The sequence below is a fragment of the Paenibacillus sp. FSL R7-0331 genome (assembly GCF_000758645.1).
In the GTDB taxonomy this organism is placed as follows: Bacteria; Bacillota; Bacilli; order Paenibacillales; family Paenibacillaceae; genus Paenibacillus_AQ; species Paenibacillus_AQ camerounensis.
Genome location: NZ_CP009284.1, coordinates 5,001,761 through 5,028,518, shown reverse-complemented (window position 1 = coordinate 5,028,518; position 26,758 = coordinate 5,001,761). Strand labels below are relative to the sequence as shown.

The window sequence follows — 26,758 nt, the reverse complement described above, 5'->3', positions numbered from 1 at the left end:
CGTTATCTATTAAACATTCAATATACATAGATATATTTAATAAAACTAACATTCAGGCTTAACGTTGCTCTTACACAAGGTTGTTAAAGTTTGAAGTAACGCTAAGGCGAAACAAGTAGCTCAAGGGGGATTAATCAATCGTGAAACGGAATTGGCTCAAAACAGCAGGTATTGCAGCAGGTGCGCTCTCACTACTCGCGGTAACAGCTTGCGGAGGACAAAATCAGGGTAATACAACTGCTGCAGCAGCTGACGGAAATGCGGCGGCTACAGCTGAAGCAGCGGCAACAGCAGCACCTGCCGGTGACCAGACGCTGACAGTTTACCTGAACGATTTTGATGCGGTCATCGGTGAAATGTTTGAAAAAGAGACCGGCATTAAGCTGAACATCGTCTCCGGTAACGGTGCCGAAATTATGTCCCGTATTGAAGCCGAGCAGGGCAATCCGCAGTGGGATGTCGTGTGGATCGACGCAATGCCTTCCATTAACGGGCTGGATGCCAAAGGCCAACTGCTCACCGGCTGGACGCCGGATAATGTGGCCGGACTGAAAGATAACTATGAATCGCTGATTCCCGAAGACGGCTCGTATTATCCGACCGGGGCCCATGCAGCTGGAATCATCGTCTACAATAAAAACAACATCACCGGTGCAGATATTCCTGCCTCCTGGGAAGATTTGAGCCGCGCAGCCTACAAGGGCAGACTGGGTATGGCTGATCCGGCCATTGCGGCACCGGCATATCCGTTTGTCTCCAGCTTTTTCGAGGATAAGGGAATGGACGGGGGGAAGGCCTACTTCAACACACTGATGGAGCAGGGGCTGCGCGTGTATCCGAAGAATCCGCAGGTGGTACAGGCTCTGACCGCCGGGGAGATTGATATTGCTGCGCTGCAGGAATCGAATGCGTATTCCATGGTGGCTGCCGGAGAACCGGTGGAGCTGGTATGGCCTGAAGAGGGAGCACCGGCATCCGTACGTGTGGCTGCAATCCAGAAGGATACGGCAAAAGCTGACGCAGCGAAGCAGTTCGTGAGCTTCCTGCTGAAGCCGGAAGTGCAGCGGGAGCTGGTTGATACCGGGGACGAGGCTTACTTTGAACCGTCGGCAGAGGGCGCAGAACCGAAAGCTGACCGTGCCGCTGATGCCAAGCTGAACTTTACAGAGGCCGCATGGGCGAGCGGGCATGAAGCTGAGATCAAGCAATGGTTTGCCGATCAGGCTGTGCAGTAAGCCGGTAATATGCTAAAAGCGCTTAATGTAAACCGGCTGGGCTGGATCGTCAGCATCCTGCTCGCCATTCTTGTCCTGTTTCCTCTGGCAGCTGTCATCGTTCAGGTGCTGCTGCCGGGTGTTTTTTTCGGAGAGCTGAATTTTGGTGATCTGTCGCTCCTGCTTGATGTATTCAACCGCCCGCTCTGGAGAAAATCGCTCGAAAACTCGCTGCTGCTGGGCATCGGCACTACGCTGTTTGGAACCATTCTGGGGACGGTGCTGGCTATGGCCCGTTCCCGCTGGTCTTTCCGGGGGGCTGCGCTGCTGGATGCTGCCGCCTGGATCCTGTTCATCATGCCTTCCTTTATCCTGGCCCAGGGCTGGATTATGTTCTCTGCCGGCAACGGGCTGGCAGCGTCCCTGTTCGGCTGGAAATGGGTAAGCTCTGCTGTATTCTCACCGGCCGGTCTGGTTGCAGTGATGACCTTTAGTAAGTTCCCGCTGGCATATCTGACCGTACGTGCGGCCATGGAGTGGAAAATGGATATGCTGTCACAGGCTGCACGGCTGTGCGGCGCCAGCTCATGGCGTGTATGGCGGACGGTAGAGGTTCCGCTGCTGCTGCCGTCTATTTTTTCAGGGGCATTGCTGGTCTTTATGGATACAATCGGAGACTTTGGTCTTCCTTCGGCAATAGCGGTAGTCTACCGCTTCCCGACACTGCCATATTCTATCTACTCGGCAATTTACACCTCGCCGATCCGCTTCGACATGGCTGGTGTGCTGTCCCTGTATCTGGTGCTGCTGATCGCGATGGCAATTGCCGTCCAGTTCTATGTGCTGCGCAGAGCCAGGTATGACATTCTGTCAGGGAGAGCGGTCCGCTCGGCCCCCGGCTCTGCCGGCAAATACAGCTGGCTGATCAGCTGCGCGGTGGGTCTGCTGCTCATCATTGTCATCGGCATCCCGATCGGCTCCAGCCTGGTCATGTCCATTCTACAGGTACAGTCAGGAGGACTGGTGAGAGGCAATCTGACGCTTGAGCATTACAGCGAGCTGTTCCGTCACGGGGCGGATCTATTCCCCGGCATCGGCAGATCACTGGCGATTGCGGCCGCAGCCTCTGTATTCGGGCTGATCATCGGCCTTGGAGCGGCGTTTGTGCTGTCATATTCCCGGTTCAAATTTAAAAAGCTCATTGAGACCGCTACGCTGATCTCCTTCGCAGTTCCGGGCGTTGTGCTCGGCATCGGGTATATTTTTGTCTGGAACCAGAAATGGCTTGAGCCGCTTGGGCTTAGATTGTACAGCAAGCCGCCGATTCTGGTGCTTGCTGCCATCGCCGGAGCCATCCCGGTCATTACCCGGGTGATTACCGGCTCGATGGCCAAGGTTCCGGGGCATCTGCTGGATGCCGCTCAGATTCAGGGGGCTTCTCTGGTTACCCGGGTACGTACGATCCTGATCCCGCTGATCCGCGGCGCACTGGTTTCGGGTGCACTTGCGGCCTTTGGATCCTGTATCTTTGATCTGGCGGTCAATTCCATTCTGTTCCCGCCGAATTTTGTAACCCTGCCGATTGTCATTGATGATGCCTTTGAAGATATGCGGTTCGGCTACGCTTCAGCGGCCACGGTGACCGGAGGCGGCATTATCGTATTAATCCTGATTGTAATTGAAACTATCTTTAAGAAGAGAGGGGCTAGAGCATGAGCCAACCACAGACCGTACACGCTCCGGGTGTCCCGCTGCTTGAAATCAGAAATCTGCAGAAAAGCTACGGCGGTTTCCAGGCGCTGGGCGGTATCAACCTGGAGCTGCAGGAGGGTGAAATTATCAGTGTGCTGGGTCCCTCGGGCTGCGGTAAGTCGACGCTGCTCCAGCTTGTTGCCGGATTAAGCCAGCCGGACGGGGGAGAAATCTTGCTGCACGGCAAGGCGATTGCCACTGCTTCCCGGATGACACCGCCCGAAAAACGCGGCATCAATATGGTGTTTCAAGACTATGCGCTGTGGCCCCACATGAATGTGTATGACAATGTCGCTTACGGGCTCAGACAAAAGCGCCTGTCCGCGCAAGCCATTAAACAAAAGGTGGAGGAGGCTCTGACCCTGCTCCAGCTCGAAGGCTTCGAGCGGCGGCTGCCGCCGCAGCTGTCGGGCGGCCAGCAGCAGCGGGTGGCGATTGCCCGCGCCCTGGTGACAGAGCCGCGGCTGATGCTGCTGGATGAGCCGCTCTCCAATCTGGACATGCGGCTGCGCGTGGAGATGCGGACCGAAATGTCTGTCTTATTCCGCAGGCTGAAAATGAGCGTGTTCCATGTGACCCACGATCCGGAGGAAGCCTTCGCGATGGCCGACAAGCTGCTGCTGATGCGCAGCGGGGCTATTGACCAGCTCGACACGCCGATGGCCTGCTACAATAAGCCTGCCAGCAGGCAGGCAGCCTCGCTGCTGGGGGCAATCAATGTGCTGAGCGGCACCTTTGCCGGCACGCCGGGAGATGCTGCCCTGCAAGGTTCGGCAGGCCTGCTGTGCGGGATCGTCTGCGGGCCGGACGGAAGCCTGCGGGCGGAAGGCCGTGCGGAGCTGCGTTTCCGGCCGGAAGCAGTCAAGGTACTGCCCGCCGGAGCAGAAGCTTCTAATGAAAGTGGAGACTTTAACCGGATTGAAGCGACCGTCATTCACTCGACCTTTGAAGGGACCAAGTGGCGGACGATGGCAGAGTCGGCAGCAGGAGAACGCTTATACCTGTTCAGCGAAGAACAGCGGGATGGCGGGAGTATTATCCATGCCGAGCTTCCCCGCGAATCCGCCTATATTTATGCAACCTGAGAGCAAGAGAAGAACCTAAAGATCACTTTGGAAAGGCCGCTGATATTGTGCTGCACACATCACTGAATACAGGCAGACTGCTGGCGGTTTCAGACATCCACGGACATGCCGGAGGGCTGCTGCAGCTGCTTGATACCGCTGAATATAATCCTGCTTCAGACCGCCTGATTCTGGTGGGGGATTACATAGACGAAGATCCGCCAAGCTGGGAGACGCTGCATCTGATCCGGAGGCTGACAGAGGAAGGTGCGCTGGCTGTTCCGGGAAATATGGAACTGCGGCTGCCGGGGCAACTTGCAGACATTGCTTCCGGAGCTTCCGGCGGCACATCCCTCCGCGAATGGCTGCGGGGACTGCCCCCGTACATCGAAGCGGACGGTTACCTGTTCGTCCACGCCGGCTTCCGTCCGGGTGTGACGCTTGTAGAGCAGACGCTGCAGGACATGACGGAAATCCGTGAGGAATTCTGGAGAGTGCAGCCGCCGTCGTACGCCGGTAAAGGTATCATTTTCGGACATACGCCAACCTTCAAAATGGGAGCCAAGGCAGGTGAGGTCTGGAGAAAGCCCGGGTTAACCGGCATAGATACAGGAGCGAAGCACAACTGCCGGCTGACGCTGCTGGATGTTCACAACGCTCTTGCCTATTCCTGCTCAACCGAGGCCACCAGACAGCATTATAAGGACTTTAAAATGGAGGTACTGGAGGACAGGTGATGCTTATCACCGAAGGCTCCGCTACTGTTTGCTATTACCGCCTGCCGCAGCGGCAGTCCCGGTTCCTTTCTTCAAGGTTCCTATTACTAACAGCAGTAAAGGCAGCCCCAGCATATTCACCGGCAGAGCGAAGGGCACCCAGTAGCGCTGCAGATAATTGGTTGTAGCTTCAATCACATTTTGCGGAATCAGGGCAAAGACAAACATAACCGGTGCATTGACCCAGATCAACATTCTCCAGCGTTTAATCTTCAGAAATTGTGCAGTTCCATAGCTGATTAAGAAGAAATAAACGGCGAGCTTAACGAATACACTGGAAATCCAGATCACAACCGGAACGGCATCGAAGTTATCGATGAAGCCAAACAGTGATATTTTTTGAGTCATTTCAAAAAACGGATACCACATATTCGGGCTGAGATTGACTCCAAGTACAGCGATGGTCATGATGATCGTCAGCAGAACGAGCAGGTTCGCAGCCAAAACCGCCCGGATTGCAGACGTTCCTCCCTTGCGTGACTGGGATATAAATGAAGCAAACATCAGGTACTCAACAGAATGCCCAAGATAGGAAGCAGGAGCCAGTGAGCCGCGGAGAATATCCTTTACACCGGTATCCACATAAATCGGGAATATATGCTTCAAGTTAATGTTGTTGATGTTGGCAAGCAGGACAAGCAGAACCATGACCATAATAATGGGGCCTAGAAGCTCGCTGCAGCGGCCAATGCCTTCGATGCCTCCGGCATAGGCAGCATAGGCTATCAACAAGACCATCAGCAGAATAATGGATTCCTTGGGCGTCTCCGGAAGCAGCATAACATTAACAAGGTCGGAAAATTGGCGCAGTACGATCGGAAGGATGGTGTACCATTGAACAAGATAGATGACAATTACCAGCTTGCCTGGCCACTGTCCAAGAACGACTGGAGCATATTGGATTAGACTCTGGCCGGGAAATTGCTTGGCGGCTTGCGTTACCAGTAAGGCAACGAGCAGTGCTATGCAGCCTGCAGCAATAATCGAAATCCACGCATCCTGCTTAGCAGCCTGCAGGCTTGGGGTAAGTGTCATGACCAGTGTCATGCCAAGATTCATGCTGAAGATGAGCCAGAATACCTGCTTGCCCGAGAGTTTCAGATTCATTGTGAGCTTCCTCTTCATTTTTTGGGATTGCTATTGTTTCAGATACGTACGGCCTTGTGTTTTTCCTAATTGTTCGATTTGGAAATCGACTTTTATATTTACTGTCATTTCAGGGAAATTTTCGCTCCATGAGTTCTTTGTTCTTTTCCAAAAAGCAGGATGTTCGATATGGATTTCTTCTCCAAGGCCAAAGATGTCCGACTTCATTTCTTTCTGAACAAGTTTCAACAGGCCCTCGATCCGTAGCTTCAATTTATTGGAGAATTGTTGCTCGACGGTTTTTCTGATTTTGTCATCGATTAAATTCAGCCTTGTGTTGTTAGAGACCACTTTAACCACTGCATGGAATGTGACTTCAGCCTCGGGCTGGTCATCTATTATCTTCGTACGAACATGTACACTGCTCTCTGAAGACTTTACGCTGATGGTTCCTTTGTATTCTTTGTCTTCAGGCTCCGCTTGAATAGTGAATCCCAGTCGGTAGGGGTCACCGATCCACCAGCGCAGCAGTTCGAGCTCTTCGGGCGGAATAAACCCGCTCAAATGATTGTCGAGGTAGACTGCCGCCCTGTCGATAGCAACCGATTCTCTATCTGTGCCTTTATGGATAATCCGTATTGCTGCTGTTACCGGAGATGTTCCAGGCGAGGAGAAGGCCTCCAGAAATTTATCGAACTTTACGGAGAAGCTCTGTCTGCTGCTTTGAATTTTGCTAATGGCGAGCGCCGGAATAAGCTCCATTGGATAGGAGGCGCTGAGAATTTCTTTGGCTGTTGTCCCATAGGCTGTTAATACGAAACTGTTGTAACGGGTCTCGGGAAAACGTGTAAATAGGTCTTGAAGCTGATTGAGTCCTTGGCGTGCATAATTTTCACCAATCAGGAATACTTCCCTGTGCCCAAAATAAATAGACCTCGACATTTGCTGCTGTACCCGCCCCAGCGCTTCTTGTATATCGTTTCCTTTAGCTGAGATGATGACTACTTGCTTCTTGCCTCCACCTGATGACACCGCACTGGGTATCCCTGTAGGCAGCGCAATTTGATAAGACACCTCAACCAGTCCAGTATCCGTAAGATCGATCCCGCTGCCCATGATTAAGGCGAGATCATCCATTTCCCTGCGATCCCAGCAGCTGGTCGTCATACAGAGGATGATCAGGAGAAGCAAATATCTGCATGCCATTACCATTCGGTTCATATTCAATCCCACTCCAATTAATGCCTCGTATGTTTATGGCGTTTCTTCAAGGTTTGCCACGGGGCCCTCAATAATGTGTCAGCCAGTCCGGTGAAGGATATAGGTGCAAGCGGAGACATATAAGCTACACCGAAGGAATTTAAATTTACCAGATGCACCAGTATAACGAGTAAACCGATACCAAGCCCGTATAGGCCGAATGTTGCCGCAAGCAGCATGAGCGGAAAACGGATAATGCTGATCGCCTGGCTCATCCCCGGATTCGGAATCAGAAAGGAAGAAATTCCGGTTATGGATACAACAATGATGATCGTAGCCGAAATAATGCCGGCTTGAACGGCTGCTTGTCCTATTACAAGAGCACCTACTATGCTGATCGTCTGGCCAACGGGACGGGGAAGGCGGACTCCTGCCTCGCGCAGGGCTTCAAAAGTAATTTCCATGATCAGCGCCTCCACAATGGCCGGGAAGGGTACAACCTCACGGGCGGCCGCAAGACTTAGCGTTAAGCTCGTCGGGATCATTTCCTGATGAAATGTTGTAATGGCAATAAAGATCGAAGGCAGCGCCATAGCAAGGAAGGCAAACAGATACCTCAGCCAGCGCAGCATGGTAGCAAACATGAATTTCATATAATAGTCCTCTGCCGATTGAAAGCCGAACCAGAAGGTAACCGGTAAGATGAGCACCATTGGTGATCCGTCAGTGATAACGGCTACCTTCCCTTCAATTAATGATCCAGTAGTCATATCCGGACGCTGGGTTGCCTGAATAACGGGGAAGGGGGAATAGGGATGATCGCAGATCAGCTCTTCAATATAACCGGATTCGAGGATGCTATCCATGTCGATGCCTGATATACGTCTTTTAACTTCCTCAACCACACTTTTCTCGGCAATACCCTCAATGTAGACAATCGTAATGTCAGTACGGGAGAGGCTGCCGGCACTGAGTTTTTCGGTTTTGAGCCGGGGGGTACGAAGCCGGTGCCGGATAAGAGCAAGATTAATGTCCATTTTCTCAATAAATCCATAGCGCGGTCCACGGATAACGGCTTCTGTTGAAGGCTCATCCAGCGCACGGTGCAGCTTATCTTTGAGTGAGAAGGCAAAGGCTTGAGCAGAGCCTTCAATAAATAAAATAGTGTCCCCGGTAACAATACATTTAGCGATTTCTGTCATGGTTAAGATGACTGCAGGCTGCACAATGGAAGAGAATCCAAATCTAAGCTGCTCATGGAGCTGGGGAATACTGGTGATCGGGGTGGCTGCCTCCTGCATTAAAGGCTCCAGAAAGCCATCATCCCATGTCTGCTTGTCGGTCAGAACATCCAGATAAACCAGCAAGGCTGGCATAGAGCCGAAGATCAGCACCTTCCGCACGATCAGATCAGAGCAATTTGCAAATACCTGATTCATACACTCTTTGTTATCATCCAGTTTTTCAGAAATAGGTATATCAATTTCAGCATCAAGCGCCTTTATTTTTGTTGCAAAAGGATCGGTTGCCCGTTTGTTTACTCTCATCAGCCTGCCACCTCCAGAGCCTTTAATATTCACCATCAATTACCTCGTTATCCATTAAAATTGGAAAAAAGCCATTCGCAGAGCTGTATCAGCCTCCAGGAATAGCCTTGTGTATACGGGTATATTTTCTCCGCTGCTGCAGATACTTCCTCCGTGGTACACAAATGCTGGAAGAAAGGATGTGAAGGGCGGTGAAGCTTCTTGGGAAGGTTATAGCTTACCTTATTATTATTGCCATATCAGGAGCATTGCTGTATTATTCCACCGTGCTGGGGAGTTAACTGAAGTACTTGGTTACTATCTTTTCAGCAGTCCGTGTAGCCAGCGCCTGAGTCGTAAGTGTGGGGTTGGGACCGCCTATTCCGTTGAAGTGCACACTGTTATCAGCAATGAACAAGCGTTTCACTTGAAAGGCTTCACAGTTGGTATCGGTTACATAGCCCATCCGCATCGTGCTCTCCAGATGAAGCATGAAGCCAAAAGGGGTATCCGAGCGGATAATCTGCCTGGCCCCGGCCTGCCGCAAGGTTTCAGACGCATATCTTGCCAGCTGATCACGCCGTTTGAGTGTTTTGGGGCTGGGGGTGTAATACACGATTGGAATCGGGCCGTGCTCGTCTTTGAGAAGGGGGTCAACCTCAACCCGGTTCCGGTAAAGCGTTTCATCATCCGTCAGGAGCAGCATGGTCATTGTCCGGCTGTAATTCCTCATTAATTCCTTCAGCTGCGGACCGGCGACCCTGCCGCGGATATTCCATGGCTCTCCGGGCTCCGGCGGGTTCAGGGCATTATAGCCTGCTTCACTGAAGCCATAAGTCAGAAAAGACATTAATCCCGGACTCAGGCAGGAGACCTGAAAGATGCCTGTTCCCGGAATATCGACCCTTGCTCCTGAAGTATGGCCCACATAAGGATAGACCTCGGGCAGGCCCATAATCCGCATAAGCTCCTTCTCCTCGAACACGCCGCCTACCCAATCAAAGCAATGATTGGTTAACCCTCTGCCGACCCATTCATTAAAAGGAAGGCTGGAATTCAGCCACAGCCGCGGTGTTTCGATGCAGCCGGCTGCCATAATAACCGTTCTGGCCGTCAGCTCCCCGATTTCCCCGGTCCACGTATCCCTGAACTGGACGCCGGTGGCACGGAGGCCCTCCTTGGGGTCCTGCGATGTGAGGACTTTGATAACGAAGGAGTTGGGCCGGATCGCAACATTGCCGGTTTTCAGGGCGAGCGGTACATAGCTGACAAGTGTGCTGCGTTTGGCAATCCTGTCTACCGAAGGACCAGATGCACATCCGTTGACACAATTCCCCCTAAGCGTACATCCTTCCATATCCGACAGCTCTTCAAGTGAACAGCCGGGATCCATCAGACGGTCGTTGGGAGGCAGAATGGCGTTCGGATTGGGGCGGTAGCCCGGAGTGGTTACGTTCAGTGTTGGATTCAGCTGCCAGCCGGCTTTTTTGGCACCATAATAAAAAAGCTCTTCCTTGGGGGTTGTGGGTGAGAATTGGACAGGCAAGGTAGCTTCGGCCTTCTCATAGTAAGGAATCAGCTCCCGGTAGCTGAGCGGCCATACCTGATCAATGGCCTGGGGAAAAGCCCGTGGAGACTGTGACCAGTAATGCTGAGTCGTGCCGCCGACACCGGAGGCCTGCCAGATGTCCCCCTTCTGCCGCATAATCCGGTGCCAGGGTGTGCGGCGCCGGTCAGCAGGTCCAAAGCGGAATACTCCGGATACGACATCGTTCATATTGTTCTCATACGAGTTGAAGACCTTTTTATAAATCCCGATATCCAGATCCTTATAATCAGAGCTCCAATCCCCGCCGTGCTCACTGTTCGGATTCGCCCAGTGCTTGTTGCCGTACCAGGCACCGGCTTCCAGTACCAGAACCTTCAAGCCGGCTTCTCCCAGCTCCTTGGCGGCAACAGCACCGCCGCCGCCTGAACCGATAACGATGACATCAGCATCGAACATAGACTCAGCTGCACACAATAGATGACCCTCCTCCTTGCCGCTCAATGGTCAATACATTGCCCATAAAGGCCCGGTAGCCGGGGACAACGCCCGGATAGTGCACCTGGCTCCAGCCCGGCGGGAAACCCTCCAGCCTCCGTTCTGTCGGGGCTCTCAGCCGGGTACTTCCGTATGCCGGCCATTCTGAATAGTTGCCGAACAGGGTCTGCCTGTTGATAAAATCTATCATGTACCGGACAATCCCCAGGTCATTCCGGTAGGGAGGCGGCAACGGGGCCAAATCAAGCTGATCCGACTGCTCCAGCATGGACAGCACCCGAATCCGGTCTGCAGGGTGGAGATCGGCAAACGGACACCCGGTCCGGCCGGCGCAGCAGGGAGGGGCCTGATTGTACCCTAATGCGGTAAATTGGACTGCCCCATAATTGAGCAGCTCTGCTGTAGGAGCGGATAACGGTACTGCTGTCAGATAAAAGCCCTGCCAAAGAGACAGATTGTGGTCCAGTTCCCAGATTAAATACTCGTGGATACCGAATTGAACAGCTCCGGCAGATTGAACGTCCCCAGGCGCAGAACAGGCTGCTGTATAAGGAATTATGGCTTCGACTAGAGCAAGAAAGGTGATATAGGTATGGGGAGGGACTGCTGCGGCATAGGCTGCGGCCTGATGCATAATAAATCCCCCTTTAGATGGATCCCCTGATATAGATACCTATTCTCCAGGCTGCGGTTTCAGACGCTGTTCAGGCCGCGGAGAAGGAAAATTCGTAACAGGCTTATTTATGAGCGGCTGTTCTCTTTGGTATCCCGTACAGCCTGTGCACCGACCTCGCCCTGCTGCATATACTCCCGCGGGGACATGCCGGTAACCTTCTTGAACACCTTGCTGAAATAGAAGGCGCTCTCATAGCCGAGCTTCTGCGAGATTTCATAGATCCGGCCTTCGCCGCGCAGCATCATCTCTTTGGCGGCCGTCATTTTGGTCTCTGTAATGTACTCGACATAGTTGACCTTGGCCGTTTTGGAGAACAGGTGGCTCAGGTAGTTGGGACTGAAGTTGAAGACATCGGCTACCTGGTTGAGCGAAAGCTTGGAGCCGAGGTTGCGTTTGATATATTCCTGGACATTCTTGACGATCTGCTCCTTGTAGCTCTGTCTCCGGGTGGACAGCATTTCCGAGACGCCGTCGCGGAAGCAGACCAGCCAGCCGGCTATCTCTTCAATAGAATGCATCTGGTAGATTGCCCGGTAGCCCTCCGGCTCATGCCCGAAGATGTGCTCCACGATTTCTTCACCATCTGCCAGCAGGGAGGTAGCCATGTAGAGAATATTACAGGCCGCATCGGTGGCGGGAACGAGCAGGTCGGACCGCCCGTCGAAGATCTCAATCATTCTGGAGATAATGGCATAGAGCGCCTGGGTATCCATCTCCTCAAAGGCCCGGCGGATCTCGGAGCGCGACTCCGAGAAATCAAACAGCGGAAAGTCCTGCTCCGGCGGCTTTCCCTCGGAGAAAAAGACGAAGGACTGGGCATTGACCGCAGCCGGCAGCGCTTTGCGGGCGGCGAGATAGCTCTCCCGCAGCAGATAAGGGTCCTCTACAGCAAAGCCGATTGCCCCGATAATCGTCACATTGAAATAGTTATGGAGCACGGAGGCCATATCGGCCAGCAGCTTGCGGGTATCCGGCATCCACAGCTGCGGATCGGTTCCGCAGACAGGCAGGGTTACGGCAAAGTTGCGCAGGTCGAGGCTGGTTACATGGCAGGGCCTGATGGATGTAAGTGTATCCTTAGCCATCTGCACCGTGCTTGAGCAGAGGGCGACCAGCTTATCCCCGCGCGGGGGAACCGTGTCCGGCCCGAGAATCCGGCAGGTGCAGACCACATAGGCGGAGCCGCTGAGGTCGAGATCGAGATCCTCTTGTTGCAGCAGGTACTGGTTCTTGTTCTCGAACAGATTGTTGAACAGCCGCACAAAAAATTTATCGCGCTCGGCCTGCAGGTTGCCGCGGTGCACCAGCTTGGGATAGCTCTCGATCGTCTGATATTCCCCGAGCAGGGTAATCGCCCGCTGGATGGAGGCAGCCAGCGTCTCCGGCGTCAGCTCCAGCTTCACCAGATAATCGGCAGCCTGCACTTCAATGGCGCTGCGCGCATATTCGAACTCCTCGTAGCTGGTCAGGATGATGAACAGGGGGACACGCCCGTATTTTTTACGGACGGAATCAGCGACCTGCAGACCGGTTTTAATCGGCATTTTGATATCGCTAATCACAATGTCGGGGCGCAGGCTGTCGATCATTTCCTCCTCCTGGGCCCCATTATGGGCTACACCGACAATCTCTATGTTATACTGCTCCCATTTCAGCATGGATTGCAGGCCGATGCAGACTAGCGCCTCATCATCGGCAATCAGCAGCTTGATCAAGGGTATCACTTCCTTGCTTGTAGTAGTGCAGACTATTCCTTCAGCTGGAACGGGATCATAATTTTCATCTGCGTATATTGTCCCGGCTTGCTCTCAATCGACAGCCCGTAAGGCTCCCCGAACGCCAGCTGCAGCCGCTCATTCACGCTGCGCAGTCCGATGTTCTCGAACAGCCCCTTTGCCCCTTCCTCCTGCTTGGACAGGATATGCGAAATCTGCTCCTCCGGCATGCCGACCCCGTTATCCTCGACTGTAATCAGAATGTCGGCGAAGCCGCTTTTGGCCACGGTAATCTGGATGTCGCCTCTGCCCTTGGGCTCAATGCCGTGAAAAATCGCGTTCTCCACCAGTGGTTGCAGGGTAAAGCGCGGAATCAGGCCGGATAGCAGCTCCTCGTCCGCAATACTCTGCACCATCGTTACAGTGCTGCCGTAACGGTATTTCTGGATCAGGAAATAATCCTCCAGCAGGTTCAGCTCATCACGCAGCGGCAGCAGGCGGCGGTTGTCTTTGGCAATGCTGCGCAGCAGCCTCGACAGGGAGGTGGTCATTTCCGCGATACCTGTAGCATTCTGGATGGTAGCCATCCATTTGATCGAATTCAGCGTGTTATAGAGAAAATGGGGGTTGATCTGGTTCTGCAGCATCCGGTACTCCAGCTCCTGCTTCTGCTTCTCATCGGCCAGCCTGCTGTCCATCAGGGCAATGATATCCTGGGATAGGCGGTTGATACCCCGGCCTACATCCCCAAGCTCGCTGTTCCACTCAATGTTGCGGTCGAGCAGGAAGTTGCCCTGGGCGATTTTGTCGATCCGTTTCTTGAGCTTCTCCACCGGCAGGCTGATCGTCCGGGTCAGATACAGGGTAATGATGCCGCTGAGCACAAGCACTAACAGGCAGACGCCGAACATAATCGGTATCCATATATTTGCTTTTGGCGCGAACTGGTTGCCGGCAATCGTCTGGGTCAGCTCAACTCCGCTTCTGACCACGTAGGAGACGGCCAGCGTCCGCTCCTCATCCTCCAGACTGATCTCAGACAGCTTGGTCATCGGGCCGACAGGCTCATCCTCGGTGTAAGCGACGGGTTCGTAGGGGGTTGTAATCTGCTGTATTTTATCACCAATAATCTCATAATGATTGTTGCCGAGCGTCAGCAGCAGACGCGAATCCTCCGGCAGGGTGTAGCCCTTCAGCTTGTCGGTAATCACCGAGGTGTTGACCAGCAGGTAGACGGTCCCGATCCGGGAGGCATGGTCCCCGTAAATCGGCAGAATAAACGGAATGCCATAGGCGGTGGAGAGCGGGTCCTTGATCACCTGGTCATATTCCTCTGTAGCCTCGTTGTTCAGTCCGGTAATCTGGCCGATATTGTGGATCGTGAGCGGAGTGGACACACTGACCGAATTATCGAGCTGCAGGAATTTTCCGTTATTATCCGTTACGATCAGCCGGCGGACATAATTGTAGGAGCGGTTAATCTGAAAATCCTCCTGCATCGAGCTGAATACATTCAGCGCATCCCTGGCCTTGGCATCGGGTGATTCGAAATAATCCGCCAGCAGCGTATTAGTAGTAGAATTAGTACTGCTGGTCATTGCCAGCACGGACAGGTTGAGCAGGTCTTGTTCTATAATATGGGAGACAAGCTGCAGGTTGAACTCGGTTGCCTGGATTGTCGTTTTGCGCTGATAATAGGAAATAAGCTCGTAGCTGAAAAAAGACAGCAGGGTGGCGATCAGCATCGCAAAAACGATCATGATCAGGATGATGCGGCTTTTAATGGTAGATCTTCTATTCGTGATGATTCTCTCCTTTATCAATAAAAAAATGGATTGAAGCGTTTACAATAATGCCGGTTAACGGTAGAGGAAGCATTATAACCACCATAGCATATTCCTGTATTTCAAAATAGAGGGGGAGGCAGGAACCGGGAATTTTACAGGTTTTGAATAGAAAATTACAGGTTCAGGACAATGAAAGCGCAAACAGAACATAAAAGTGAATGATCTGAGCAGGAAAATACATCCCATCCCGGGCTGTAACCCGGTAGAATGTGAAATAGCTTCAGAAGATGATGACTGGTCAACAATACAAGAAGAAAAGGGGATAAATCAATGAATTACAAAAGATTGTATGGCATGACCTTTACTGCAGTGCTCTCCGTGGGCCTGCTGGCGGGCTGCTCCGGCAACAACAATAATGCACAGAATAATGCCGCTGCTACAACTGCTCCTGCCGGAACCAATGCAAGCGCTTCCTCCGAACCGAGCCAGGAGCCTGTTACCCTGAAATGGGCGCTGTGGGACTGGGAAGCAACCGCTTACTATAAACCGCTGATCGAGGCTTACCAGAAAGAGCATCCGAACGTGACAATCGAGTACGTTGACCTTGGCTCCACCGACTATATGACGATGCTGAGCACGCAGCTGTCCGGCGGTGCCGATCTCGATATCCTGACCATCAAGGACATTCCGGGCTACTCCAACCTGGTGAAGCAGAACCATCTTGAGCCGTTAAAAGGCTTCATGGGCACAAACAGCATTGATCCGGCGCTGTATGGCGGTACTGTAGAGCAGATTGAAGTGAACGATGAGGTTTATGCGCTTCCTTTCCGCAGCGACTTCTGGATCGTGTACTACAACAAAGACCTGTTCGACAAGGCAGGGGTTGAATATCCGAGCAACGACATGACCTTTGACCAATACGATGAGCTGGCCAGAAAGATGACCTCCGGCAGCGGCGCGGAAAAGGTATACGGTGCACATTATCACACATGGCGCAGTGCGGTTCAGCTGTTCGGTATCCTGGACGGCAAGAACACTGTAGTGGACGGAAGCTACGACTTCCTGAAGCCTACCTATGAGCGCATCCTGAAAGAGCAGGAAGACGGTATCGTAATGGATTATGCAACACTGAAGACCTCCAGCACGCACTATTCCGGCGTATTCTACAACAACTCCGTTGCCATGATGAACATGGGCAGCTGGTTCATCGCCACCCAGATTGAAAAGGTGAAAAGCGGCGAGTCCCAGGCAACCAACTGGGGTATCGTGAAATATCCGCATCCGGACGGCGTTGAAGCGGGAACCACACTGGGAACAATTACTTCCCTGGCGGTTAACCAGAAGTCCGAGCACAAGGAAGCTGCCCTTGATTTCATGAAGTTCGTAACTGGTGAAAACGGTGCTTCTGTCATTGCTTCCACAGGTACGATTCCGGCGATCAAAAATGATGAGGTTATCAGCTCGATCACTTCCATCGACGGTTTCCCTGCAGACGACAACAGCAAGGCTGCCCTGACTACTGTGCAGACTTACCTGGAAATGCCTATGCATGAGAAGAGCGCGGATATCGAAGTCATTCTGAACGAAGCGCATGACAACATCATGACCAAGAATGCGACGATTGACGAAGGCCTGAAGGACATGAACACCCGTGTGCAGTCGCTTTTGAACAACTAAGGCAGGATATAGCGGTAATTCTCAGGGGGCGGGCCATGCCCGCCCTTTGCATAGAAGGTTTGGAGGAGAAGGAATGCAAAATGAAACCGTACTTAGACCAAAAAAAGCCCCCAAAAGCATACTGTCCAAGGGCGTCCGGGATCATCTCGTAGCATACAGCTTTATTGCGCCGAACTTTATCGGCTTTGCCATCTTTACGCTTGTCCCTATGTTTTTTGCTTTTGTCCTGGCGTTTGTCAAATGGGACGGAGCCAATCCGATGGAATTCGTCGGCTTTGATAACTTTGCCCGGCTGATCAAGGATACCACCTTCCATAAAGCGCTGTGGAACACGATTGTCTATACAATCGGCGTTGTACCGTTCACGATGGCTGTTGCCCTTGCGCTGGCTATTCTGCTGAACCAGAAGATTATTGCCCGTAACTTTATGCGTACTGTTTTCTTCTTCCCTTATGTTGCTTCGCTTGTAGCGGTGGCGGCAGTGTGGAACTTTATTTTCAGCCCGACTATGGGTCCTGTGAATAATATCCTGCATCTGATCTCAGGCGTACCGATTGAGGATCTTCCCCGCTGGGCGGCGGATAAGCAATGGGCGATGTTCACAGTCATCCTGTTTACTGTCTGGAAAAACATGGGTTACTACATGGTCATCTACCTTGCAGGCCTCCAGGGGATCAACCCGGAATTATATGAGGCTGCTGAGCTCGACGGCGCAGGCGCCTGGAGACGGTTCCGCAATGTGACCGTTCCGCAGCTGGCACCTACGACGTTCTTTGTCCTGATGATCCTGGTCATTAATTCGTTCAAGGTCTACGATATCTTCATCAACCTGTTTGCCGGTGCCGACAATCAGCTGAACGACTCAACAAGAGTAATGGTCTATCAAATCTACAACACGGCGTTCCGTTCGCTTGATTACGGATATGCCAGCGCCATGGCTATTGTGCTGTTCCTGCTGGTGCTTGGTATTACCATTGTCCAGTTCCGCGGCGAGAAGAAGTACGGATAATAGGGGGATATGAATGATATGGTAGGTTCAAATAAAATCTTCAGAGTCAGCGTAAAAGTATTAATATACGCTTTGCTCGCTGTAGCAGTCTTCTGTATGCTGATTCCTTATGTATGGATGCTGTCCTCATCACTTAAGATGAACAAGGATGTCTTTTCCTTCCCGATGCAGTGGATTCCGGATGTGCCGCGCTGGCAAAATTTTGTGGACATCTGGACCCGGATTCCGCTCGGCCGCTTCATCTATAATACGGCCAAGCTGTCCGTAGTTGTTACGATTCTGCAGCTGCTGACCTCAAGCTTCGCGGCTTATGCATTCTCCAAGCTGCAGTTCAAAGGGAAGAATATCCTGTTCCTCGGCTATATCGCTACCATCGCGATTCCTTGGCAGGCATATATGGTACCGCAGTTCATCATGATGCGTTCGCTCGGGCTGAATAACACGCACTTGTCCATTATTCTGCTGCAGGCCTTCTCGGCATTCGGGGTGTTCCTGATGCGCCAGTTCTACCAGGGTGTGCCGGATGAATTATGTGAAGCGGCGCGGATTGACGGTCTCAGCGAATACGGAATCTGGGCCAGAATCATGCTCCCGCTGTCCAAGCCGGCCCTGTCAACGCTGACCATCTTCACCTTTGTCAACACCTGGAACGACTTCCTCGGACCGATGATCTATCTGACCAAAACCGAGCTGAAGACGATTCAAATCGGACTCCGCATGTTCATATCCCAGTATTCCGCTGAGTACGGGCTGATTATGGCGGCTAGTGTTGTATCTATTATTCCGGTAGTGATCGTGTTCCTGGCGCTGCAGAAGTATTTCGTGCAGGGTGTTGCAGCTTCAGGGGTTAAAGGCTAGAGAGAATTACAGTTATCTGCAAGCCTGGCAGTTGCCTTATCCGCAAGCTGCCAGGTTTGTTTGTCTATGCCTTGTCTGTCTGTCCCAAGCTTTCTGAGATCGCATAACTTGTCCGGAAGCTGTCCAAGGCATATTTTTTTAGATCAATATGTATACGCTTTCTTTTGGTTTTGGTTTGCCCACTTTAACTATTGAAGGAGGACAAGTGAATGAACAGAAAGCCAGTATCCGGCAAAAAGCTATTTTCCATCCTGATGACGGCCATGCTCGTGCTCGGAATGTTTCCGGGACCCGGCCAGCCGGCAGCATCTGCTGCAACTGCAGATAACGTCTACGCAGCCGCTTATATGGGGGCAAAGAATGCGGCGGGCACCAATCTGCCGGAGAGCGTTAATATCGGAGGAAGCAGTACGGCTGTCAGCTGGAAGATCGGGGAAGACACGTTCGCAGTACCTTACGAAACGGTAACCGTGAGCGGAACAACGGCCAGCGGCCCGGTTACCGCCAGCGCTCTGGTCATTCCGCCCGCGGATTATCCGCTTGCTTATTTTGTGGACAGCGGCCGGGGCGGAGACTCGGTAGGGAACGGGCCAACGGCCTCCCCGCTGTATGAAGCGGTCAAAGCTCTCAGCGGCGGGAGCCTGATCAACCAGGCACCGGACCAGCGCTATGTCAGCGGCACTACTGCCTGGGGCTTCGATGATTCCGTGCAGAAGATCAAAAATTCCAAGGACGGCGGACATACTGATCCTGCTACAGATCCTTCTGTCTGGGTAGTGGGTGTACGCGCAGCTAACGACAATATCGTCTACCAGCTGAAGGCGCTTGAAGCCGGAACCTATACGCTAAGCAGCGGCTTCTATGACTGGTATGGCAGCCGTTCGCGGGTTATTCAGCCGCGGATTGAGTACCAGGATACAAGCGGCGGCAAGCATACGTTGTCATTGAATGAGTTCAATATCAATGCATCCAAGATTCACTCCGGCGAATTTACAGTTCCCGCAGATGCAGACACCAGCGTTCCAATGACGCTGACATATGCCTCAATCTCCGGTGAAAAGCCGATCCTCAGCTGGTTCGCCATGGCCGAAGGCGGAATTAAATCGATTCTGGAGGATGCCAAGGCAAATGCCGCCTCGATGGTACAGGTTCTGCTGAACGGCAATGACATTCAGCCGGACAATGAGCACGGCCTTACGTTCAAGGGCTTTGGTGTACTGAGTGCCAACAGCACCAGTGCACTCCTGATGGATTACAAGTCAGAGCAGCCGGAAAAATATGCGGAAATGCTGCAGATCCTGTTCGGCGGGGAGCATCCGCTGATGACCCATGTCAAAATAGAGATGGGTAATGACCGCAACAACTCCACCGGACCTGACCCGGCCACGATGCGTACCGCAGAGGAGGAGGTCAACGTCAAGCGCCATCCCGGCTTCCAGCTGGCAGCCGATGCAAAGGCGGTTAATCCGGACCTCAAGGTCAGCATCCTGCGCTGGAGCGCTCCGGCCTGGGCGGATAACAACGATAAAATCTATACCTGGTACAAAAACACGATTCTGGAGGCTTACCGCCAGTATGGTTACATGACCAGCTACGTTAACCCGCATATTAACGAGCATGCGCCGGATATAGAGTGGACCAAGCAATATGCAGACAAGGTAAAGAACGATAAAGAGGGCTTTGCCAGTGCAGAGGAGCAAGCGCTGTATAACCGGATTCAAGTGGTTATCTCTGATGAGGTCGGCATCGGCTCCTTCGGCAGTGCAATGGTAAGCGATGAGTCGCTGCGTAATGCCGTGCCGATTGCCGGCTATCACTACAACACCGATGATGATGCCGCAGGCAATTTCAAAAAGCTTGCCGAGCAGTATGACATTGAGATCTGGAACAGCGAGGCGCAGGCTACATTCAGTAATTCAGCGTTCCGCCCCAATAACAATGTGAAGGACCCTGCAACTGCCGGAACAGGGATCGGCGGGGTAGGCGGTCCGCTGGAAATGAGCAACACGATTATTAAAGGGTTTGTGAATTCACGCCGTACGCATTTTATTTACCAGCCGGCAATCGGCTCCTTCTATGAGGGCGGACAATATTCCTTCAAGGAGCTGGTCAGCGCACGCGACCCCTGGTCAGGCTGGATTCACTATGACGCCGGCCTGGTCATTCTGCAGCATTACAGCCGGTTCGCAGAGCTGGGCTGGGAAAATGAAGACAACACGGCAGGCATCTGGAGAGCAGTTCCCAAGGCCAGCTCCACCGGTGCTACAGGAACTAACCCGGTCAACGGGCGCAACGGAACGCCAAGCTATATTACGCTTGCTGCCCCTGACAAAAGCGATTTCTCGTCCGTCATTGTAAATGACAGCGAGTACGCCAAAACCTACAAGCTGCAGGCCGTCAATATGGCTTACACCGGCAATCCGTCCTTAGAGGTATGGGAGACCCGTGCAGCTGACGCCGGAAAAGCTTTCAACAGCAATTACATGCAGTATCTCGGCGATGTTGCCGCAGACGGCGGCGGTGTATACACCGTGAAAGTGAAGCCGTATTCAACGGTTACAGTAACCACGCTGGATACCAAGGACAAAGCGGAATATAACACCCCGCTGCCTGTGGAAGGCGAACGGACGGTGCTGGATACCGATGCAACAGGAGCGGTGCAGAATACGGGAGACAAATTCCTGTACGCCGATGATTTTGACTATTCGGACCGGACAGTTGTTAAGATCGGAGAGGGCGGAAAGGCTGCAGGTACCGAGAGCTATATCGATTCCCGTGGCGGATCAAAGGGGGCCATTCCGCGCTATACCCATGACCGCAACGGTGCATTTGAGGCTTATCTGCCGGACGGGTCGGATAACTATGTTCTCCGCCAGCAGCTGGACCGGAGCATTATGGGGCTTGGCGGCACCTGGAACGGCGGCGATCCGGTTACAGCCATCGGCGACAACCGCTGGACGAACTACAAAGCCAGCGTAGATGTTTCGTTTGAGCATAACAGCACTGAGGGAAGTGCCAATTACGCGGCAATTGGTGCCCGCTATCAGGGCGGCGGCAGCTCACACACGATTAGCGGTACGCCATATGTGCTGAAATTCTGGTTTGACGGCGGCTGGCAGCTGCTGGTGAACGGCGGGGCTGTGGCCAGCGGAAATGCGGCGACAGGCACCGGCGGCGTGAAAATTGAAGGCTTCAATACGGCTTATGATGCCTGGCATAACCTTGCTGTCCAGGTTGCCGGAGCCACAGTGACCGCTTATCTGGACGGAGAGAAGCTGGCGGCTTATACCGATCCGGCTCCTGAATTGTCCGGCCGGGTTGATCTGGCCAGCGGCTACTATCATGTCCGGTTCGACAATCTGAAGGTAGAGACGGTAGACGGCTATGCACCTTACTATTCCGAGCTGCTGGACAATCTGGAAATGTATGATCTGGCTGCTGCCCCGAATGCCAAGCTGGCCTACAACGGGAACTGGAATCATACCAACGGCGCCGGCATGTTCATCTATCAGCGTTCCACTTCCACCAGTCAGGGGGCAGGTGCGACACTCACGTATACGTTTGAAGGTACCGGGCTGGATATTCTGGGCCCGAATGACGGATCAGCGAAGCTTGAAGTGACAGTGGACGGCAAGACTGCTGTGCAGTCGGCGGAAACCATGGCCACGAAGGAGCTTTATCAGACCTATGCGCTTCGCGGGCTGAAATACGGCCAGCATACGGTAGAGATTAAAGTATTGAGCGGAACACTGCTTGTGGATGCCGTAGCAGTTGTCTCCGGGGAAGTGCAAGGCTCACCGGATACGGCAGCGCTTGCCGCAGCGGTGAGTGCAGCGAAGGAAACGGTGAAGCTGGACGAATATGCGGAAGCGGACTGGCAGCTGTTCACAATAGCACTGGACAGTGCCGAGGGTGCGCTGGCAGATGCAGCAGCTTACCGGCTTGATCAGGAGGGAGCCCTGCAGCTGGCTGCGCGTCTGGTCTCGGCGCAGAACCAGCTGACCACAGGCGACCTGCGGGAGCTGGCTGTTCTGCCGGATACCGCAACCTATGCCGGCAAGCAGCCTGTTCTTCCGCAGCAGGTGGAGGCGACACGGGCAGACGGCAGCAAACTGCCTGTAACTGTGAAGTGGAATACGGCGGAAGTCAGCTTTGATACGCCGTATGACAGAGTGGCGGTTACCGGTACGTACGGCAATCTCAAGACAGTTGTATATGTAGAAGTCGTGCCGCAGGGCCTGGTTTATTTTGTTGATCCGGGTGTAGCTGCGGAAGGGGTTACTCCGCCTTATACCGTTATCAAGGATTTTGTGGGTGCCGGTCTGCTGAATGAGCAGGCAGATCAGCTATCAACCGGGAATACCGTATGGGGACATACCAACACGGGGGCTAATTACGGCATGAAAGGACTCGGAGGTGCGGTAGTTGCGACGGATAAATCGCAGACCGGGGTCTACGGCTCCAACACCAGAAATAATCCGCTGGTATATCTGTTCCCGCTGGAGGCGGGCAAATATACCGTTACCTCCTTCCACAGGGACTGGTGGAGCAATGCTAACCGCACGATGGATATCACCGTCAGCTATACCGATGCCGGGGGCCAGCCGGTAACGGAGACTGTCCGCACCGGAATCATTGCGGGACCGAACGGCGTTATGCTTAACCATGATTTCACGCTGCCGGTGAGCGGAACAGTGAAGTATACAATTAACAATACCTATTCGGGCAATCAGGCTTCGGTGGTCAGCTATGTGGCTATAGCCAGAGATAAGACCAGTGTTGCCAATGAGCTGGCCGTGGATGAGGCCAAGAGCATTATTGAGGGAGCAGCCTTTAATGTGAAGAAGGAGGAAGCCAACAGTGAAGCGGCTATGCAGGTCTGGCTCCAGCAGGCCATTTCCGGGCTGGAAGGCTTGAGTGAAACAGGTGTGATACTGGGAGACGTGATCTTTACCGCTTTCCAGGAAGCGGCTGAGGACACCGCGGGAAGCTTCAGCTTTACTGTAGCGCTAAGCAAAGGTGAAGCGCTGGCTACGGGTTCGGCCAGCGGTACGATTACCTTGCCTGAGCCGGATGTAACACCACCGGTCATTAACCTGAACGGAGATCGGGTGGTCAATGTTAAGCTCGGATCGGAATATACAGATGCCGGAGCGACTGCAGCCGATGAGGTGGACGGCGATCTGACAGACCGGATTGTCACTACAGTCAGCAGTGAGGTATATGGATTGACAGCGCTTGATACGGCTAAAGCGGATGTCTACACCTTCCACTATAATGTCAGTGATGCCGCAGGCAACAAGGCGCTGGAAGTAACGAGAACAGTAGTTGTAGCCGAAGACCCGGATACAGTAAAGCCGGTTATTACCCTGCTTGGTGAGCCAGCTGTAGAGCTGGAGAACGGCGCAGCGTATACCGACGCCGGCGCAACAGCTTCGGATGACAGGGACGGAGATCTTACAGGTCAGATTAGTGTGACACTTTCGATGGGCGGCCAGCCGGTAACGGTGCTGGATACCACGCAAGCAGGTACTTATCTCTACCATTATAATGTGAGCGATGCAGCGGGTAATGCGGCGGCTGAGGTTATCAGAACCGTAACCGTTGCTGAGAAAGAGCAGCCGCCGGTAACGGAACCGACGCCAACTCCGGCGCCTTCGCCGGCACCTACCCCAGCACCGACGGATGCGCCTGTACAAACTGCTCCACCGGTGGCGGCTACACCGACACCTGCGGTGCAGACTGTACGGACACTGGAGCAGAAGGATATTCCTGCTGCTGAAGACGGAGCCGTTACGGTTCAGCTGGCTGAAGGCACAGAATCCGTCGTGCTTCCGGCAGGTGTTCAAGGATTGACAGGCAGCAGTACACTGCGCTTAGCATGGAGTAATGCTGCAGTGGAATTCACTCCTGATGCGCTGAAGAGCATTGTAGAGAAAGCAGCAGCGGGGCAGACTCAGACCGATCAGGTACGCATCAGGCTGACAGGTCTGAAGACCTCTGCGGCTGCGGCCGAACAGCTGATCAACAATCAGGCTGCGGGCAGCTCACTCCGCTTGTCTGCGGCAGGGGATGCAATCAGCTTCAGCCTGGAGACTGTCGCTGCAGACGGCACTGCTACAAAGATAACAGCGTTTGATGTGCCGCTGCGTCTGACATTCAGTGTCGACGGTGATGCCAACCCCGATCTGCTCGGCGTGTACTATATTGCCGGGGATGGAAAGATCGAGTATGTTGGAGGCACCCTGAAGGATGGAAAAATGACAGCAGCGGTAAGTCACTTCAGCCAATATGCAGTGCTGGAATATGACAAGAGCTTCGCGGATGTCGGCAGCAGCATGTGGGCCGGCAGCGCAATCAAGTCGCTGGCCGCCAGACATATTATTGAAGGGATTTCCGCTGCGGAGTATGCGCCGCAAGGGCAGGTGACAAGAGCGCAGTTCGCGGCGATGCTCGCCCGGGCGCTCGGCCTGGAGGCTGCGGCTGGAAGAGCTCCGGCATTCAAGGATGTTAAGACTGAAGCCTGGTACGCTGACAGCATAGCTGCCGTTAATCAGGCAGGGATTGTACTGGGACGCACAGCAGATACCTTCATTCCCGATAGCAGCATTACCCGTGAGGAGATGGCTGTGATGGTTGTGCGGGCTTACGAGTATTTGCAGGCTGAGAAGGCGCAGGCAGCTTCAGCCGGATCGTTCAGTGATCAGCTGCACATCAGCGGCTGGGCAGAGGAGGCAGTTAGCATCGCTGTAGAGGCAGGACTTCTGCAGGGACGCGGCGGCCAGCAATTTGCTCCGCAGGCACTGATGACCCGTGCCGAAAGTGCACAGGTGATCTACAATCTGCTGAAGCAGCAGTAGGATTGCAAGCAAGAAGCCCGGCCGCCTGCGCAATATGCTGGCGGCCGGGCTTCTATTGGGCAGAGCGGAGGACGAAGGAAAGAAACGCTTGAGGAATTAGGCGGATTTCCTCCACCTAAATCTGTGTTTTTTATGCGATGACTATGATTAATTGGAATGAATTCGCTTACTTGGGGTGAATCAGACTTCGGGAGGGAATATCGCGTATTTTAAGTGGAGTTTTTCCCGCTAATACCTTGTGAGAGGCGTTTTGTTGAGAAATAGGCGGAGAAATTCCATTTAACTATTAGCATGCTCATCACACTCCCGGCATCTCCAGCATTGGGCACAGAGCACAGAGCAGCAAGGCAAGAAGCAGCTCCGGGCAAAATGCATCGTAAATCAGACAGCTACCTAATACAACCGGGCAGATGGCATCCAGATTAGTATATGCACAAAGTTCCGAGTAGCTGAAGCCAAAGCCAGAAACCAAACCGCCAACCGTCAACCGCCAGCCCAACGGCCAACGGCCAACGGCTAACCGCTAACCGCCAGCCCAACGGCTAACCGCCAGCCCAACGGCTAACCGCCAGCCCAACGGCTAACCGCCAGCCCAACGGCTAACCGCTCTCTCCTAGCCCAGGCACCCGGCGCCTCAGTCGGCCCGCTCCGCCAGCTTGCCGTATTTGCCCGGCGGGATGCCGGTGATGTTTTTGAAGGTGCGGATGAAGTTGGCATAATCGTTGAAGCCGGTCAGATAGCAGGTATCGGAGACAGAGGTGCCGGCGGACAGGAGCTGCTTGGCTAAGGTGATTTTTTTGAGCAGGACGTAGCGGTAGAGGGTTCCCCCGGTCTGCTGCTTGAACATATGGCTGAGATAATATTTATCAAGACCCAGCTCACCGGCAATCTGCTCAAGTGTGAGGTTCAGCTGCAGATGGCCGTCAATGTAGCTCATGGCCGCCTGAATATGGGGTGAAATAACGCTGGTTACATCAGAGCGGGTACGGGTGTACAGCTCACTTACAAGCACCAGAATCTGGATCAGATAAGTCAGGGCAAGCACCTCGCTGCCGTATTTCGGCTGCTCCACCGTTTCAATCAGGCGCATGGACAGCTCCAGATACTCGCTCAGCAGCGGCTCCTCCATATGCGCAAGATTATGCTCACCGGGCTGGCGGTTCTGGAAGCAGGCGAGCAGATTGGTTGTTGCCGTGCAGAAGGGATAGATCTGCGGAGCCCGAAAATGGATGGTTAACCGTTCATACGGCTCCTGGGTCTGATTGATGATTTTGTGAATTTCGTGGTTATTGAAAATCAGCACATCCCCGCGCTGCAGCGGATAGCTGTATTGCTCTACGAATCCATTCACCCTGCCGCCCAGAAACAGGAAGATTTCATAATGATCATGGATATGAAAATCACGGGTCGGAGAGACCGGCGAATTGCCGATTCCGGCCAGAATATCCCCCTGAAACGGCTGATAGTACTCTGAATGCTTCATTCCTGCTGCCCCTTCCGATTCATCGCAATAA

The 26,758-nt window shown here is 53.3% G+C and carries 16 protein-coding genes; 8 read left to right on the top strand and 8 right to left on the bottom strand.

Annotated elements, in window-relative coordinates:
- The first annotated feature begins 140 nt into the window (after positions 1 to 140).
- Genes R70331_RS21710 through R70331_RS21695 form a run of 4 tightly spaced genes read left to right on the top strand, consistent with a single transcriptional unit; the run spans position 141 to position 4,767 of the window.
- Positions 141 to 1,235 (top strand): extracellular solute-binding protein, encoded by a 1,095-nt coding sequence (locus R70331_RS21710; protein WP_042179009.1) that lies wholly within the window; start codon positions 141 to 143, stop codon positions 1,233 to 1,235.
- A gap of 9 nt (positions 1,236 to 1,244) precedes the next feature.
- Complete coding sequence (locus R70331_RS21705; RefSeq protein WP_042179006.1) at positions 1,245 to 2,930, top strand: ABC transporter permease; 1,686 nt, start codon at positions 1,245 to 1,247, stop codon at positions 2,928 to 2,930.
- Entirely contained in the window at positions 2,927 to 4,051 is a 1,125-nt protein-coding gene (locus R70331_RS21700) for an ABC transporter ATP-binding protein (protein WP_042179004.1), read from the top strand. Before R70331_RS21705 ends, R70331_RS21700 begins: the two co-directional genes overlap by 4 nt.
- Before the next feature lie 47 nt (positions 4,052 to 4,098).
- Positions 4,099 to 4,767 carry a metallophosphoesterase gene (locus tag R70331_RS21695; protein WP_052419155.1) on the top strand — a complete coding sequence of 223 codons (669 nt, stop codon included), beginning with the start codon at positions 4,099 to 4,101 and terminating at the stop codon, positions 4,765 to 4,767.
- A gap of 21 nt (positions 4,768 to 4,788) precedes the next feature.
- Here R70331_RS21695 and R70331_RS21690 read toward each other — a convergent pair whose 3' ends face one another.
- The 7 genes from R70331_RS21690 to R70331_RS21660 form a co-directional block, all read right to left on the bottom strand.
- On the bottom strand, positions 4,789 to 5,913 hold the full coding sequence (locus R70331_RS21690; RefSeq protein ID WP_042179001.1) for a GerAB/ArcD/ProY family transporter: 1,125 nt from the start codon (positions 5,911 to 5,913) through the stop codon (positions 4,789 to 4,791).
- 30 nt (positions 5,914 to 5,943) lie between these two features.
- Positions 5,944 to 7,098: a Ger(x)C family spore germination protein gene (locus tag R70331_RS21685; protein ID WP_269322356.1), complete on the bottom strand. Its 1,155-nt coding sequence runs from the start codon at positions 7,096 to 7,098 to the stop codon at positions 5,944 to 5,946.
- 32 nt (positions 7,099 to 7,130) lie between these two features.
- The gene (locus tag R70331_RS21680; RefSeq protein ID WP_042178997.1) at positions 7,131 to 8,639 is read right to left on the bottom strand and encodes a spore germination protein; all 1,509 of its coding nucleotides are present in this window, start codon (positions 8,637 to 8,639) and stop codon (positions 7,131 to 7,133) included.
- A gap of 277 nt (positions 8,640 to 8,916) precedes the next feature.
- Positions 8,917 to 10,623, bottom strand: coding sequence for a GMC family oxidoreductase N-terminal domain-containing protein (locus R70331_RS21675; protein ID WP_042183028.1), 1,707 nt, complete (start codon positions 10,621 to 10,623; stop codon positions 8,917 to 8,919).
- Between the two features lie 4 nt (positions 10,624 to 10,627).
- Entirely contained in the window at positions 10,628 to 11,296 is a 669-nt protein-coding gene (locus tag R70331_RS21670) for a hypothetical protein (RefSeq protein ID WP_042178995.1), read from the bottom strand.
- A gap of 107 nt (positions 11,297 to 11,403) precedes the next feature.
- A complete protein-coding gene (locus R70331_RS21665) occupies positions 11,404 to 13,053 on the bottom strand; it encodes a response regulator (RefSeq protein WP_042178993.1) in 1,650 nt (549 codons plus the stop codon).
- 32 nt (positions 13,054 to 13,085) lie between these two features.
- Positions 13,086 to 14,813, bottom strand: a complete 1,728-nt coding sequence (locus R70331_RS21660) for a sensor histidine kinase (RefSeq protein ID WP_081947700.1) — start codon at positions 14,811 to 14,813, stop codon at positions 13,086 to 13,088.
- 357 nt (positions 14,814 to 15,170) lie between these two features.
- On the opposite strand from R70331_RS21660, the gene R70331_RS21655 reads away from it, so the two are divergent.
- From R70331_RS21655 to R70331_RS31200, 4 genes are all read left to right on the top strand, one after another.
- On the top strand, positions 15,171 to 16,517 hold the full coding sequence (locus R70331_RS21655) for an ABC transporter substrate-binding protein (RefSeq protein ID WP_042178988.1): 1,347 nt from the start codon (positions 15,171 to 15,173) through the stop codon (positions 16,515 to 16,517).
- 73 nt (positions 16,518 to 16,590) lie between these two features.
- Positions 16,591 to 17,526 carry a carbohydrate ABC transporter permease gene (locus tag R70331_RS21650; protein ID WP_042178987.1) on the top strand — a complete coding sequence of 312 codons (936 nt, stop codon included), beginning with the start codon at positions 16,591 to 16,593 and terminating at the stop codon, positions 17,524 to 17,526.
- A gap of 18 nt (positions 17,527 to 17,544) precedes the next feature.
- Positions 17,545 to 18,384: a carbohydrate ABC transporter permease gene (locus R70331_RS21645; protein WP_081947699.1), complete on the top strand. Its 840-nt coding sequence runs from the start codon at positions 17,545 to 17,547 to the stop codon at positions 18,382 to 18,384.
- Positions 18,385 to 18,593: 209 nt separating this feature from the next.
- Positions 18,594 to 25,244 (top strand): S-layer homology domain-containing protein, encoded by a 6,651-nt coding sequence (locus R70331_RS31200; RefSeq protein WP_081947698.1) that lies wholly within the window; start codon positions 18,594 to 18,596, stop codon positions 25,242 to 25,244.
- 634 nt (positions 25,245 to 25,878) lie between these two features.
- Here R70331_RS31200 and R70331_RS21635 read toward each other — a convergent pair.
- Positions 25,879 to 26,727, bottom strand: a complete 849-nt coding sequence (locus R70331_RS21635; protein ID WP_052419154.1) for a helix-turn-helix transcriptional regulator — start codon at positions 26,725 to 26,727, stop codon at positions 25,879 to 25,881.
- Positions 26,728 to 26,758 lie beyond the last annotated feature (31 nt).